Origin of the sequence: Candidatus Erwinia haradaeae (genome assembly GCF_900698935.1) — a bacterium.
Lineage (GTDB): Bacteria > Pseudomonadota > Gammaproteobacteria > Enterobacterales > Enterobacteriaceae > Erwinia_E > Erwinia_E haradaeae_D.
The window spans coordinates 854,783-870,263 of sequence record NZ_LR217715.1 but is presented as its reverse complement, the minus strand read 5'-3'; the positions used below and the strand labels follow the sequence as shown (position 1 = coordinate 870,263).

The window sequence follows — 15,481 nt, the reverse complement described above, 5'->3', positions numbered from 1 at the left end:
ACCTTGATATATATTAAACATATATTTTAGAAATTAATAGTATAGGTCTTACATTCTTTGTAGTTGTGATATTTGTTATATAGATAATGCATTCGATGCAGATGATTAGATTGTTACATTGTTACATAATGGTGAGATCTTAGAAAGATTAATGACAGTGTCAGATAATATGCAGATCATACGTATGTTGTAGTGTGTTGTAATTGCGTTGGTATGAGAAGAATAATGTATAATATATAGTAAGTGTTATATTATGATTCCTAGGTAATAATTCATAACATGGAATAATCAAGATAAGCGATATGTGATGTATAGCTATGGTGGTTATGACTGTGGTTCCATTATTCATTGAATAAATTCATAAATCTGATAATACATCAATAAATTTATCAATCATTGATTTCAATGCACACAAAATATGCTTATACTAGATAGTGAGAATTACGTTTAAAAATATAATGTATTCTGAAAATAATATAATGTATTCTGAGAATAAAGAACATAAAATTGTGTCTAGCACTCTTGTTTTGATGATATTCTCATACCGTATGTCAATGGTCCATTGAAAACATGATGTATGTTATAAAATGTCACATTTAGATATATTTAGAATAATGTCCTTGATTATGATGGAATCATGTTTTAACACTGTTCTGTACACTATTCTTTTTGGGTTTTCTATAGAGGTATTCGGGAAAACGATAGAGTATTAATACAATACCAAACAGGAAAGGCGCTAACAATGTTAAAGAGTAATCACTCATAACACAACTACCATTGATAAGGTGTTCTAGTATGATTGCGATAAGTGGAAAGACCATAAAAACCATAGAAGCCTGAAATGGTTTGGTAATCTGTTGTAAAGAAAAGTAAGCAAGCACGCCACCAACACCCGCTATAACACCAAGATAGACTATTGCCAAAAGTGCTTGCAGAGTAAAATTCTGTAAATTGGGAGATTCATATAAACCAGCTAATGTAAGAAGAGCTCCGGCGCCTAAGGAAGGCAAAGCATTATAACTAAGAACAGAAATTCCTACGCAGCGTTTCCTGCACTGGACATACATAATCGCGTGCATAAGCACGGCTACCAGGAGTGCGAGCATACCACGTAGTTGATTCGTTCCAGTAGTATTTATTTCGTTCCACAAAATAATGCTTAATGTACTAATGCTAATGACTAAGCCTAGTATTTGCTGAATAGATGTGCGTTCCCGTAGAAGCAGAAGAGACAATAGTAGTACTATAGCAGGCATTGTGGCAAAAATGATAGATGCTAAACTAGAAGGTGTATAACGTTCCGCATAAATCATTAACGTAAATGGGAGAGCGAAGTAGAATAGTGTGACATATATTTGAAAGCTCCATTGGCCAGACGGGAATAATAGTGGAACTTTTTTGTAATGTGCTAGTAATAATAAGAAAGGAGCAGCACAAAGGAAACGTAGTCCAGTCGCAAAAACAGGTGGAATCGTAGATACTGCGATTTTCATCGCCATCCAGGTTGTACCCCAGGTAAGAGAGACAGCAGTAAATAAACCTATGATTAAAAAATGACGATAAATTTTTTTGTGCATTGTATCTCCGCTTGAATAAGCAGTGTTTAAGTATATAGATCAGATTAACGAGATGTTGGGAGAAAAGGTTGCTAAAATGTTATTTTTAAGATGAGTAAAAGGAGAATACTTTGCTACCAGAAACACTCGATAAAAAAGATCGTTTATTATTAAGCTATTTACAACAGGATTGTAGTCTATCCTTACAGGCGCTATCAGAAACTGTTTGTCTGACAACAACTCCTTGCTGGAAGCGCCTAAAGCGGTTAGAGGATGAAGGGTATATTCGGGCTAGGGTAGCTTTATTAAATAGTGAAAAGCTCGGATTGAACTTAACCGCTTTTGTGTTAATTAAAACACATCAACATAGCTTAGATTGGTTTAATCAGTTCGTAAGTGCAGTACAAGTCATGCCAGAAGTAATGAGTTTTTACCGTACAACCGGAGAGCATGATTATCTTCTGCAGGTACAGGTAGCTGATATGAAAAGTTATGATTGTTTTTATAAAAAACTACTCAATAGTGTTCCTCTATTGCTTGATGTCACTTCTAGTTTTGCTATGGAAGAGATAAAGTATACTACAGCTTTGCCGGTTTCTCCTTCAGCGGAGATCGTAAATTACTGATTCAGATGATAATCAGGATGTTTTCTCGTGCAACTTTTTAGTCAATTAAGCTGGTATTTTTTACGCGAATGGCGCCGTTATTTCGGTGCAGTATTACTTTTACTGATAATTGCTATTCTTAAACTTTTTCCGCCATATATTGTTGGCAGAATTGTAGATGGTGTTAGTCAGGGTTGTATTAGTAACAGTCAGTTGCTGATGTGGATTGGCGCAATGTTTTTGACAGCAATCATTGTGTATTTTTTACATTACATATGGCGAATATTATTATTTGGAGCATCCTATTATCTTGCAGTAGAGCTACGTGCCGGTTTGTATAAAAAGCTGAGTCGGCAGAATCCTGAGTTTTACTTGCGCCATCGTACGGGCGATTTAATTGCGCGGGCAACTAACGATGTAGATCGCGTGGTTTTTGCTGCGGGAGAAGGGTTTCTGACTTTGGTGGATTCCATTGTAATGGGAATAACGGTTCTAGTAGTTATGAGTAAGCAAATTAGTGTCATTCTAACTATAGTAGCGCTATTTCCTATGCCAGTCATGGCTTTAGTAATTAAATGTTATGGACATCAATTACATCGTCGATTTAAAAAGGTACAGGCTGCTTTTTCATCGTTAAATGATCAAACTCAAGAAAGCTTAAGCAGCATCCGTATGATTAAAGCATTTGGTCTAGAGGGGCATCAGTCAGAAAAGTTTGCTGCTATCGCTCAAAGTACAGGGTTAGAAAATTTACGTGTAGCACGCATTGATGCACGTTTTGATCCTACAATTTATGTTTTTGTGGCGCTATCCAATCTCTTAGCAATTGTTGGAGGTAGTTGGATGGTGTGGCATGGGTCTATGACTTTAGGGCAGTTAACTAGTTTTGTTATGTATCTAGGCTTGATGATCTGGCCAATGTTAGCATTCGCTTGGATGTTTAATATCGTAGAGCGCGGTAGTGCAGCTTGGAGTCGTATTTGCATGCTATTATCTGAAGCCCCTGTGGTTCCTGATGGCACTCAAATATTACCGGTAGAGCGCGGTTTATTAAAAATATCTATAAGCAGATTTTGTTATCCTGGCTCTCAGAATAGCGCATTATCTAACTTAGATGTTAGTGTAAAACCAGGGCAGATGTTAGGTTTGTGTGGTCCGACTGGATCAGGAAAAAGTACTTTATTAAGTTTAGTTCAGCGTCATTTTGATATTGACGACGGAGAGATTCTCTTCCATGACATTCCATTATCTCAATTACGTTTAGATATTTGGCGTAGTAGGTTAGCAGTTGCTAGTCAAACTCCCTTTCTTTTTTCTGATAGTGTAGCAAAAAATATTGCATTAGGCCGTCCTAATGCTACGCAATGTGAGATTGAGGGCGTAGCTAGACTAGCTCATGTGCATGACGATATCTTGCGCCTACCGCATGGATATCAAACAGAGGTTGGCGAACGCGGTATCATGTTGTCTGGTGGACAAAAACAGAGAATTGCTATTGCACGAGCCTTATTATTAAATGCTGAAATTCTCGTTTTAGATGATGCTCTTTCTGCGGTAGATGGTCGGACAGAACACCAAATTATGCATAATTTGCGGAATTGGGGCGAAAAACGGACCGTGATTATTACAGCCCATCGTTTATCTGTATTATCTGAAGCCAGTGAGATTCTAGTTTTACAAAATGGTGTAGTAGTTCAAAGAGGAGATCATGAAACCTTACTTGCTAGTAAAGGATGGTATCGGGAGATGTATCGATATCAACAGTTAGAAGAAGTCTTTAATGAAGACGAGGCAAAAAGCGGAGCTTCTAATGGATGATGCCGTACGACTATGGCCAACTATTAAACGTCTTTTATCTTATGGTACCCCATGGAAAAAATCACTTATCTTGGCAGTTATCATGTTATGGATTGCTGCTGCAGCAGAAGTAGTTGGGTCAGTTCTAATTAGTTGTTTTATCGATCAGATTGATCAGCATCATATTCCTTTTAACATTTTTTCTGGACTAATTATATTCGGCTATCTTCTGTTACAAATATTGGCGGCGCTATTATACTATTGGCAGGCATTATGGTTTAATCAGGTTGCTGTTGGAGTCGTGCAACATTTGCGTACTAGTGTTATGGATGCTGCGTTACGACAACCTTTAAGTGCGTTTGATAGACAGCCAGTAGGGCAAATTATTTCACGCGTTACTAATGACACCGAAGTAGTTCGTGATCTGTATGTAACTGTAGTGTCAACTGCACTCCGTAGCCTTGCGCTAGTCGGAGCCATGCTAGTTGCAATGTTTAGTTTAAATTGGCGTATGGCTTTAGTAGCTATAACGATTTTCCCAGCAGTTTTAATTGTAATGTTAATATATCAACGTTGCAGCACGCCCATTGTTCGGAGGCTGCGTAGTTGCTTAGCTGATATTAATAATAGTTTTAATGAAATTATTAATGGTATGAGTATTATTCAGCAATTTCGCCAACAAGAACGGTTTGGTCAACGGATGGGGACAGCCAGTGCTATGCACTATCTAGCACGTATGGAAACTCTGCGTTTAGAAGGTTTTTTATTAAGACCACTATTGAGTCTGTTTTCAGGACTAATATTATGTGGACTCATGATATTATATGGATTGTCTTCAACAGAAACGATAGAAGTGGGGGTTCTTTATGCTTTCATCAACTATCTTGCTCGCCTGAATGAACCGCTGATTGAAATTACGACTCAACAGTCAATTTTACAGCAGGCTGTTGTAGCCGGTGAACGTATTTTTGAGTTAATGGATGCGCCATGTCAGCCTTATGGAGATGATATACAGACATTAAATAGTGGTCAAATTGATATTAAGAATTTAACTTTCACCTACCAATCTGGTTTTCCGGTATTAAAAAATATCAATATATCAATTCCAGCGCGTCATTTTGTTGCATTAGTAGGACACACTGGCAGTGGTAAAAGCACACTAGCAAATCTCTTAATGGGATATTACCCTCTAGACGAAGGTGAAATCTTTCTGGATTCTAGACCGCTTTCTTCACTGAGTCATGCTGTGTTACGACAGAGTGTAGCAATGGTTCAACAGGACCCAGTAGTATTAGCTGATACTTTTTTTGCTAATGTTACGCTTGGCAGAGATTTAAGCGAGAAAGTTGTGTGGGATGTCTTAGGTGCAGTGCAGTTGGCAGGTCTAGCACAATCTATGCCTCAAGGTATTTATACTCAATTAGGAGAACAAGGAAATTTTCTTTCTGTTGGGCAAAAGCAATTATTAGCCATTGCACGTGTTCTGGCCATCACACCCCAGGTATTAATTTTAGATGAGGCTACAGCTAATATTGATTCTGGGACAGAACAAGCTATTCAGCAAGCTTTACGTCTTTTAAGGCAGCGCACGACCTTGGTCGTGATTGCACATCGATTATCCACAATTACTGAGGCGGATAGCATTCTTGTATTGCATCGAGGTCAAGTAGTCGAAAGAGGTAGTCACCAGGCATTACTAGCAGCCAAAGGGCGTTATTGGCAGATGTATCGCTTGCAACTACTTGCTGGGATAGATGTCTCCATTAGTTCAAAAACATAAAAAATGAAAAATTACAGCATGTGAGATTGATATAGAGAATATAGTACAAAAAAAGACACAGTACATCTTATATTATGATATACGGCAGAACATCCAATGAATAGTGTATGTGTAGTACATCGTCTGTGTATTTCTATCGTCTAATCTCATACTAATCGAATCAATATATTTCTTGATCCACATTCTGTTTATCAATAATTTGTTCCATAAAACTCGGTATATCTTTATTATTATGTTCTTTTTTTTCTTTAGGTGAATATTTAGTAGACATGCATACTGCGGCAGTAAATAAAATGTCCGTCGATGAGTTCAGTGCAGTTTCAGCAGCATCTTGTAAGATGCTAATAATAAACCCTATCCCAACTACCTGCATAGCAACTTCCTCTGGAATACCAAATATATGACAGACTACTGGCATTAGCAATAGTGAGCCTCCGGCTATACCAGACGCTCCGCAAGCGCAGATAGAGGCAATGATGCTTAGTAATATTGCCGTGGAAACATCCACAGTCATACTTAAGGTGTGCATTGTAGCTAAAGTAAGCGCTGTAATGGTAATAGATGCTCCTGCCATACTAATATTAGCCCCAATTGGAATTGATATGGTATAAGTGCGAGGGTTTAAACCTAGTTTTTTTGCTAAAGCCATATTTACTGGAATATTAGCGGCGGAACTACGGGTAAAGAAAGCGGTTATTCCGCTTTCACGTAGACAAGTAAATACTAGCGGATATGGATTGCGACGAATGTACCACCATACTAATAGAGGATTAAAGAGCAATAGTATCAGAAGCATGCAGCAGAGAAGTAAGCTAAGAAGCTGTGCATATTGCCATAATACATCAAAGCCAGCGGATGCTATAGTAGAAGAAACTAAGCCAAAAATGCCAATCGGTGCGCATTTCATCACAATGTGGACCAATTTCGTGATTGCATTAGAGATATCATTTAGCACTACATGTGTAGATTCACTACTAGTTCGAAATGCAAAACCTAAGCCTATGCCCCAAATGAGAATACTGATATAGTTAGCATGCATTAATGCTTCAATAGGATTAGTTACCATGCTCATTAGAAAACTATGGAGTACTTCTATGATATTAGATGGCGAGATTGTAATCTTGTGGAGAGATGTCTGTAGTGTTAGATGTTGTGGATTTAGATAACTTGCAATTAATGCGAGTATGGAAGCGCTAAATGTACTTAGCAGGTAAAGCACAATGATACGTCGAATATTATTTTTTTGTCCGTTATCATAGCTGGAAATAGATGTTAGTATTAGCATCAGTACCAAGAGAGGGGCAATGGCTTTTAATGCATTAACAAATAAATCTCCAAGAATACCCACTGCTATCGCATAACTGTGTGATACGTAAGAAAGGGAAATTCCAAGGACAAGACTGAGTATAATTTGTGTTACGAGGCTATGTGGAATATATCGACTATGTTCTTTTTTCATAATTATGAGATCACTTTTCTTAAATGCGCTACCACTTTTAACCATACTCCGAAAGCGTGATTCTGGAGTAGAATCCAAGAAGCAATACGTAGGAGATTTCTCGTGGTTGGAAATATTATACAATATGATTTTATGGATAATGCATTTAATGATGCATTATATTCGTGTCTGTTGTGCAATTAAAGATATCTGACATCAATACGGAATTTTTTATTTTGTAGTACTCTCTGATCATCCAGCATTGTTTTAGTCAGTGAGGAAAAGAATTGATCTCTAATCTTTATTGATTAAATGCATTTAATTATGAACATTTAATTAGAATAGCTTTATCAAAAATAATACTCTAAAAAAAATTAACAATATTATATTACGTAGTGTAAAAATTATATTATCTAGTATAACATAAATAAGATGTTGCATCTAGGGCTCATGTGATTTTTTATTTTGTTCTTAATATTTAATTTATAGAGACCGCCTTCTTATAACTCCAGTGCGACCAAAGGACCCGCTAACTTATCATCGGTGATGACCATCATATGAGTGCGGTTCTGTATCTTCTATGTTGAAGACAAGGTTCTATAAGAAAATGATGTTTTTAATCGTTGTGATTCGGTTATTTGACAGTTAGTCAATATTTATACAATATTTATAATATTATGACTGTAAATTTGCATGATTTGGAGTTTTTATAGTAGATTGATTGTCTAATATTTTATTATAGACTAAAATTTTTTAATAGCACCTATAGTCTAGCCACTCATGATATGAGAGAAGTCTCATGCTTCTGTTGGTACATAAGAGTAAAATAGATATTGGGTAGAGTATATCCGTATATGCGAATATATTATTCCTGGTGTTTGTAAATAAATCGATTACGCTAATACGAGCTCATTACGATATTTGCGCACACTATATTTTTTCTATGATGGTTTTAAGATGAGGGTGCATGAGTCTAATCAGTTATCTTGAATCTGTCTCTTTATTTATGATTTTTCTTTGGCAGTATGTATAATTTATAATTATTTGGATGATTTTTAATTCTTATTTTTGGGATGGATATTTCTTTCGTGCTTTCTAGTAGTAGAGTGTAGGCGTAGTCCTCTGAGGTAGCATCATCAAGGCTGAATGAGATAGATTTATAATATATTATGAGGAAATGTTTTTACATTCAACGACATCCCTTCTGATATGCATTATCGCTTCACTAAATGCGCTGGTTGTCAGCACATGACGGTTATATATTTTTGAGATGATAGAGTTTTTCACTCAGTTGTTAAGAATTTTATACCAGAGAAGTACTATTTTTAAGATATAATAATCTATTTGTATTATACTCCAGATGTACTTTTTGTAGGAAGCTTAGAAAGTTTATGCAACCCACTGTGTATCTTATTTTTAAATATAGTGACTATATTAATTTAGACACGATATGTTTTTTCTGATTTTTCTAAGAAGGCCCAGCATCAACATTTTCTTCTTTCTTATTTTGAGGGTTGATAGTGGTATGATTAGTGTATTAAGGAGTTATGGCGAGTATTGTTGCTTGAATGTTTTATTTAAATGAGTATTCAAGATATGCACCTTTTATAACATTAATAGATAGCAGCTGATATGCAACATCACGGTTACGACGATGGAGCTTGAGAATATTTTCGTAGTTGTGTGATCTATCTTATGTTTGTTTAACAATAGACAATATCAATATTAAAATATGTCGATCTCAGGCTGATATAAATTAAAAACTTTTAAACTCACAATATATTTCAAATGTAAAAATACCATAAATTCATTCTGAGCAGTTTTTGTGTTGTATATGATATAAAATAGTCATCATATTATTTTCATCACGTGGCTATAAACTACAACTACAAGCTTGACAGAGGTGAAAAATGGCTTGACATCTATATAATATATCTTGGAATGCAGATCTAGCATGGAGGTAAGATTAAAAAATATAGCTTTAACTACCACGCTGTAGTTTAACGTGAAGTACGCTAAAACGTATCTTTAATACCATTAGTGTTAACACAAGGTTTTTAGAGCATGTATTTGACTGAGAAATTGCATACCTTCAACTTATCACCTTCTTCAATGAAGAAGAGGTGTTTTTTATGGTGTCGCAGAAGGCATCATATGGCTATTATATATTATAATAGATGTTAATGTTCTTCACTCGCATCTTTATTTAAAAGATAGGTGTTCGTGCTGTGTGAAGGGTCTTGCTTGCTATCGTAAAATATGCTAATGCAATCCAATTTCATCCATTTTATATGGATCTTATGGATGATTGTGTTTTAAAATTTGTGAACTGATCACATATAATACATGATTATATATTCACAAAGGAAGCAGCATCCAATATTGTAAGAAATTTTAATATCATAACTCATACGAGCAGCATACTCAATTAGATTTTACGATATTTTTTATGGTGATTGATGTGGTGATAGTTAAATAAAATTATAAAATCATAACATTAGTATTAATTAGACACAAGAGTTTTGTTATCATCACAAGGTCAGTGAAGTGATGGTAGTTTTGGATTAGTATCCAAATTATAGATGATATCATTTTAATGATATTAAACAATAGGGTCGCTGACCCTGTTGAATAGCATTTCAATATCTGCGTTGATCTATTGCTTATAGAATAAGAATGCCTTAATATATTTTAAAAGTATAATGATATATTATAGTCCAGATAAAATGTAGCATTTTGGCTTGTTAAGCCTCTGCATAATACATTATGTAATGCTATTACACAGAACCACCTGGAATACTTGAAGATGCCTTAAGAATATAGTTTTAGAAACCCTAATTGACTTATATGTAAATACTTATATGCTTCAGAGGTATAGGCATCAGCAATAGCATGACTAAATTTATGCGAGCGCTTAAGAGTTATGATGGTGACTAGATAGCTAGCCATAGATTCCAAATTTAGGGTGAGCACGCGTCAAAAAAGTTTTAAAGACAGCTCATATTTTAACTATGACTGTGTTTAACCACTCTAATACTAGATTAGTGAGTTTTGATCCATAGCTTTAAAACAATTATGATGTCATCATGACATGTACAGAAATAGTTGCCCCGTCATTTCTGACGGAGCTATATGTAGTATTCAGATTTTAGTCTGGATTACGAGAAGAACATTCATGACAAGTTTGGTACGATTTAGATCGCGCTGACATTCACTGCAGCGGGACCTTTCTGTCCATCCTGGATTTCGAACTCCACGTTTTGACCTTCAGCAAGTGTTTTGAATCCATTACCTTGAATCGCAGAGAAATGCACAAATACATCTTTGCTCCCGTCTGCAGGAGTAATAAAACCAAAACCTTTAGATTCGTTAAACCACTTAACCTGACCTTTAATCTTTGCCATTTTACATATTCCTTAAAGAGATGATTCGCCCGTAGGCTTGACGTTCAGAAAAACCAGAAACATTACTGCATGAGGCATTAATTAAAGCTCGGCAAGGAAGCGGTATGCAACGTCAACGTCTTTACTTAGATCTTCTTTACTGAAGATGCCACTCATAAACAGAGCTGTATCTCGTTTTTACTAGGATATTTATCACATATCCAGTCATGAATCGCAAGTCATTTTTCACAAGGAGCAATGATCTCGTATTACATGAAATTATATTAATGCATAATTTGTGCTGAACAGCAATGTATTAAACATAATTATTCTAGATGTCTATGTATTTGGCTACACTTCATTTTGAAGTGTTGTAATATTACTAGCTTCCAACGTAGAAGATGTCCATAAAGATCCCAGGGATTATTATGGGCTTGACGAGCCCGAAAAAATATTTAGGCAATGCTATTGCTGATGCCTATACCTCTGAAGCATATAAGTATTTACATATAAGTCAATTAGGGTTTCTAAAACTATATTCTTAAGGCATCTTCAAGTATTCCAGGTGGTTCTATATAATTAATGGAATGATGTCATATGTATGGTTTAGGAGGTAGTATTTATGATAGTAATCTTTAGTTCTAATCTTGCGTTGGTTGAGTCTGTGAGTGTTTCTTAATTATGTGTAGATGCTAATTATTGATTTGTAATTAATCTTTATCAGATATGCGGTATATAGTATCACGACAATGAATATACTTGAACATCCATGTTTTGCATGCTAAAGAATTTTTCTTATGAGCTTCTGATAGTCATTAACGTGCGTATATAGCGAATATAAAGCAATAACCAACATAAAAAGACACTCAAAAGGGATACAACGTCAATTGATAGAATAAAATTACAAAATATGCTTGAAGACGCACTGCGCCATATATGATATGATGTTCATAGCACTAATATGCTTAACCAGTAGTTTTGAGGTTCATACAAGAAGCTTTTTGAAAATGATATACAAAAGATATATGAAGCAGGTTTTTTAGATCTTTTGCAATACTCTAAAATCAAGAAAATGCCATGAATATAGTGAGTTTGATGAATACTGATTAAAGTTATATAAATTACAGTGCATAGTAGTGTATAATTATGTTGGCAGAGCGCATGTACTATATATTTATTCACAATTTGCCTAGTGAAGACTATACTAGGATAGTAGGCGTGTTGTATGTCACACAACTCAAAAAATAGAGTCATACTATGGTGCATTGAAGGTATTGTAGCTTAGATTTCATTATTTCTAACACCATAATACTCTGAATGATTTTTCATTAGTGCCGAATTCCATTAATTTATGATGAATTTTATGTATCGATCTCTCATATTATTTATTAGCTTGCGTTATATGCAAGGTCTAGGATCTAGATCGCATGGTTTTGGATATTTTATATCCTGGCTGTCAGTGATGGGTCTGGCTATAGGGGTTATGGTACTCGTAATTGTTTTATCAGTTATGAACGGTTTAGAACAACAATTAGAAGAAAAATCACTAGGTTTTATACCCCATGTATTAATCACGAGTAAGACTGGTTCTATTGATCCGAACAAACTTCCTGAGAGTTTGTTTCATCTGAAAGGTGTGAATTATATTCAATCTCTTGCTACCAGTGAGGTAGTGTTACAGAGTACTACTGGTATGGCTGTTGGTTTATTATTAGGAATTAATACCAATGATGATAACTCTCTTGTATCGTACTTCGTACAGGATCAAAAAAAGAAGTTAAAAGCTGGTGAATATAATGTAATAATAGGGGCTCAGTTGGCTGATCATCTCCACTTAAAACCCCATTCTACAGTACGTTTACTAGTGCCAACAAGTAGTTTTTGGACGCCTTTAGGACGTATGCCAAGCCAGAGAGTGTTTAATGTAATAGATACTTTTTCTACTGATAGTGATGTTGATAGTTGTCAGGTTCTTGTGAATCAACAGGATGCATCACGTCTCATGCGTTATCCTCGGGGGCATATTACTGGTTGGCGTCTGTGGTTAGAGAAGCCATTGGAAGTTTCTTCTATCAATAAAAAAATTTTACCAAACTGGTTAGCTTGGCATGATTGGCGCGAGAGTAAAGGAGCCTTATTTCAGGCTGTTAAGATAGAAAAAAATATCATGGGTCTATTAATCAGCTTAATTATTATGATAGCTTTTTTTAATATTGTTACTTCCTTGTGTCTTCTTATTATGGATAAGAAAGGGGAAGTAGCAATTTTAAAAACCCAGGGGTTAAGGCATGGACAGATTATGTTGATGTTTATGCTACAGGGAACACTAGTTGGCGTAGTGGGGTCGATATTTGGAGTTTGTCTAGGCATCTTACTATCTGGCCATATTGGTGTCTTAATGATAAAAGTAGGTCTGTGTAATGAAGGAGTGGTGTTCCCCGTAGTAATCTCAATATCGCAAGTTATGCTGATTGCTGTCATAGCTACTATTGTGGCATTTATATCAGTATTATACCCATCGTATTACGCTGCTACCAGACAACCTGCTGAGGCACTTCGTTATGAATAAGCAGGTTTTGTTGCAATGTGAAAATTTGTGTAAAAGCTATTATGAAGGTGGTATACACACTAATGTTTTACATAACACCTCATTGATAGTGCACTCAAATGATATGATAGCAGTTGTTGGTAGTTCTGGATCAGGTAAAAGTACGCTACTACATTTGTTAGGTGGTTTGGAGTCACCTACTTCTGGTGACATACAATTCAAGGGGCAATCTCTGCAGAGAATGTCGTCTGTAGAAAAAGCTATATTACGTAATCGGGATTTAGGTTTTATATATCAGTTTCATCATCTTTTAGCAGATTTTAGTGCATTGGAAAATGTCACTATACCACTTCTCATCGCGAAAAATTCTATAACGCACGCCAAGGATCGAGCCATTGAGGTTCTTGCATTGCTTGGCTTAGAAAAAAGGGTACACTATCTTCCGTATCAGCTTTCTGGTGGCGAAAGACAGCGAGTGGCCATTGCACGCGCTTTAGTTAATATTCCTCAGTTAGTCTTAGCTGATGAGCCCACAGGCAATCTTGATGCACGTAATACTGATTCTATATTAGAGTTATTAAGTAAGATTAACAAAACATACGGTACAGCTTTTTTAATTGTAACACATGATTTGTATTTAGCAAGTAACCTGCACAGAATGGTAGAAATGAAGGATGGTTGTATCATTGATAACGATATGTGTTCAGGTAAGGTGCCATGACTCTTTCACTTTCTTGTTTTATTGGTTTTCGTTTTAGTTATGGGCGGTCTCGTAGAGGAATGCTATCTCTTATTGCGGTGATCTCTACTCTTGGCATTGCTATCAGCATTGCTGTATTAATAATTAGTTTGAGTGCGATGAACGGATTTGAACGCGAGCTGAATCAGCGCGTGCTTGCAGTGGTGCCTCATTGTGAAATTGAACCAGTAGATCAGAATTGGCTACAATGGAAGACCGCGCTACAAATTATAGAAATGGTTCCTGGTGTAGCAGCAGCAGCACCTTATATTACTTTTACTGGTTTACTTGAAAGTGATAGTCATAAATTAGCAGCACTACAGGTGAAAGGAGTCGATACATGCTTAGAAAGGCGAATTAGTTCACTATCATCATATCTCCAAGGGAGTGATTGGGAAAAATTTTTACCAGGGCAAAGTCAAGTCTTATTAGGAAAAGGAGTTACTGAGCGTTTACATGTAAATCTTGGGGATTGGATCACAATGATTGTGCCTTACCAGAACATGGAGCATAAATTATCAAAACCGAAGTACGTACGGCTACAAGTAACAGGTATTCTAAATTTCGGCGGCATACGAGATTATAGTTTGGCATATATTCCTATTATAGATGCTCAAAAATTGTTAAAAATTGGCAATAATATTACAGGTATCGCAATAAAAGCTCATCAACCTTTTGAGGCAGAATCCCTTGCACGTCAGGTGGGGGATAGGATTGATGCTTCTGTTTTTTTACGTAGCTGGATAAGCACTTATGGCTATATGTATCATGATGTACAGAGGATCCGTACTATTATCTATTTAGCAATAGTTTTAGTGATTGGTGTCGCTTGTTTTAATATTGTGTCTACACTGATGATGGCAGTGAAAGATAAGTGTTTTGAGATTGCGATCCTACGTACTTTAGGAGCTGGTGATGGTTTAATTCGAGCTATTTTTATGTGGTATGGAGTTTTATTAGGCGGAGTGGTTGGTAGTATAATTGGCATTAGTATGGGTGTGCTGCTATCTTTAAAAATAACCTCTATTATGCATGTTCTAGAACACTTAACAGGTTGTCGCGTTCTTTCAGGTGAGATCTATTTTATTGATTTTTTACCTGCAGAATTACAGTGGTTTGATGTTCTGATGGTCTTCATGGCATCTGTAGCACTAAGCTTAGTTGCCACTTGGTATCCAGCTAGACAGGCTATCCGCCTCCAACCCGCACAGGTTCTCAGTCGTCAATAGATGGTATAAGCATCTAGAGCTCTCGGTTTTATAAAAATTTTTTATTGCATATATCTGTTTAGGTAATCTTGTATGACATGATAGCATTTCTATAGATAATAGGTATACCATATCTCAAAAAAGACTTACTGTACACTCATAGTGAGTGGTTCAACGTATAGTATAGATTTATACATATGTTTATTATAACATAGATATCTAGTTTAGATTTTAGATGTGAGCAGATGAGATTACATATATTAAATAGATCATTAGAATCTGCCGATCAGTTTCCATGTTCTGGTTGTATGTTGTGATCAGTTATACTGAGAAATAAGTATAAACAAAAGTAGTAGTTGTAAATAATGATTGCCAGTATTTCTAGTATGTACTTTTAAGTATGTATTTCATTTATATTCACAATAGC

10 protein-coding genes are annotated in these 15,481 nt (G+C 35.7%); 6 read left to right on the top strand and 4 right to left on the bottom strand.

Annotated features, from left to right (window positions below):
* Positions 1 to 635: 635 nt before the first annotated feature.
* Positions 636 to 1,577, bottom strand: coding sequence for a DMT family transporter (locus ERCIKOCA2762_RS02750; protein ID WP_157988647.1), 942 nt, complete (start codon positions 1,575 to 1,577; stop codon positions 636 to 638).
* A 110-nt stretch (positions 1,578 to 1,687) separates the two neighbouring features.
* Between ERCIKOCA2762_RS02750 and ERCIKOCA2762_RS02745 the strand changes: the two genes are divergently transcribed.
* The 3 genes from ERCIKOCA2762_RS02745 to ERCIKOCA2762_RS02735 are packed head-to-tail and all read left to right on the top strand — an operon-like array spanning position 1,688 to position 5,738.
* Positions 1,688 to 2,182 carry an Lrp/AsnC family transcriptional regulator gene (locus tag ERCIKOCA2762_RS02745; protein WP_157988646.1) on the top strand — a complete coding sequence of 165 codons (495 nt, stop codon included), beginning with the start codon at positions 1,688 to 1,690 and terminating at the stop codon, positions 2,180 to 2,182.
* 27 nt (positions 2,183 to 2,209) lie between these two features.
* Positions 2,210 to 3,979 carry a SmdA family multidrug ABC transporter permease/ATP-binding protein gene (locus tag ERCIKOCA2762_RS02740; protein ID WP_157988645.1) on the top strand — a complete coding sequence of 590 codons (1,770 nt, stop codon included), beginning with the start codon at positions 2,210 to 2,212 and terminating at the stop codon, positions 3,977 to 3,979.
* Positions 3,972 to 5,738, top strand: coding sequence for a SmdB family multidrug efflux ABC transporter permease/ATP-binding protein (locus tag ERCIKOCA2762_RS02735; RefSeq protein ID WP_157988805.1), 1,767 nt, complete (start codon positions 3,972 to 3,974; stop codon positions 5,736 to 5,738). The genes ERCIKOCA2762_RS02740 and ERCIKOCA2762_RS02735 overlap by 8 nt, the downstream gene beginning before the upstream one ends.
* 160 nt (positions 5,739 to 5,898) lie before the next feature.
* On the opposite strand, the gene sstT is transcribed toward ERCIKOCA2762_RS02735, so the two are convergent.
* The 3 genes from sstT to ERCIKOCA2762_RS03570 all read right to left on the bottom strand — a co-directional run bounded on the left by sstT (position 5,899) and on the right by ERCIKOCA2762_RS03570 (position 10,736).
* Positions 5,899 to 7,197 (bottom strand): serine/threonine transporter SstT, encoded by a 1,299-nt coding sequence (gene sstT / locus ERCIKOCA2762_RS02730; protein ID WP_157988804.1) that lies wholly within the window; start codon positions 7,195 to 7,197, stop codon positions 5,899 to 5,901.
* 3,173 nt (positions 7,198 to 10,370) lie between these two features.
* Positions 10,371 to 10,580 (bottom strand): transcription antiterminator/RNA stability regulator CspE, encoded by a 210-nt coding sequence (cspE, locus tag ERCIKOCA2762_RS02725; protein ID WP_157988644.1) that lies wholly within the window; start codon positions 10,578 to 10,580, stop codon positions 10,371 to 10,373.
* Between the two features lie 81 nt (positions 10,581 to 10,661).
* On the bottom strand, positions 10,662 to 10,736 hold the full coding sequence (locus tag ERCIKOCA2762_RS03570) for a DUF2627 domain-containing protein (RefSeq protein ID WP_157988803.1): 75 nt from the start codon (positions 10,734 to 10,736) through the stop codon (positions 10,662 to 10,664).
* A 1,186-nt stretch (positions 10,737 to 11,922) separates the two neighbouring features.
* Here ERCIKOCA2762_RS03570 and lolC point away from each other — a divergent pair.
* From lolC to lolE, 3 genes are read left to right on the top strand one after another with little or no spacing between them, the layout of a single operon-like run.
* Positions 11,923 to 13,128 (top strand): lipoprotein-releasing ABC transporter permease subunit LolC, encoded by a 1,206-nt coding sequence (lolC, locus tag ERCIKOCA2762_RS02715; protein WP_157988643.1) that lies wholly within the window; start codon positions 11,923 to 11,925, stop codon positions 13,126 to 13,128.
* Positions 13,121 to 13,828, top strand: coding sequence for a lipoprotein-releasing ABC transporter ATP-binding protein LolD (lolD, locus tag ERCIKOCA2762_RS02710; protein ID WP_157988642.1), 708 nt, complete (start codon positions 13,121 to 13,123; stop codon positions 13,826 to 13,828). The genes lolC and lolD overlap by 8 nt, the downstream gene beginning before the upstream one ends.
* Complete coding sequence (gene lolE, locus ERCIKOCA2762_RS02705; RefSeq protein WP_157988641.1) at positions 13,825 to 15,075, top strand: lipoprotein-releasing ABC transporter permease subunit LolE; 1,251 nt, start codon at positions 13,825 to 13,827, stop codon at positions 15,073 to 15,075. Before lolD ends, lolE begins: the two co-directional genes overlap by 4 nt.
* The last annotated feature ends 406 nt before the right edge of the window (positions 15,076 to 15,481 follow it).

Coding starts and splice junctions, on each gene's coding strand:
- cspE (WP_157988644.1), bottom strand. CDS start 10,580: ATGGCAAAGATTAAAGGTCAGGTTAAGTGGTTTAACGAATCTAAAGGT.
- lolD (WP_157988642.1), top strand. CDS start 13,121: ATGAATAAGCAGGTTTTGTTGCAATGTGAAAATTTGTGTAAAAGCTAT.
- lolE (WP_157988641.1), top strand. CDS start 13,825: ATGACTCTTTCACTTTCTTGTTTTATTGGTTTTCGTTTTAGTTATGGG.
- ERCIKOCA2762_RS02735 (WP_157988805.1), top strand. CDS start 3,972: ATGGATGATGCCGTACGACTATGGCCAACTATTAAACGTCTTTTATCT.
- lolC (WP_157988643.1), top strand. CDS start 11,923: ATGTATCGATCTCTCATATTATTTATTAGCTTGCGTTATATGCAAGGT.
- sstT (WP_157988804.1), bottom strand. CDS start 7,197: ATGAAAAAAGAACATAGTCGATATATTCCACATAGCCTCGTAACACAA.
- ERCIKOCA2762_RS02750 (WP_157988647.1), bottom strand. CDS start 1,577: ATGCACAAAAAAATTTATCGTCATTTTTTAATCATAGGTTTATTTACT.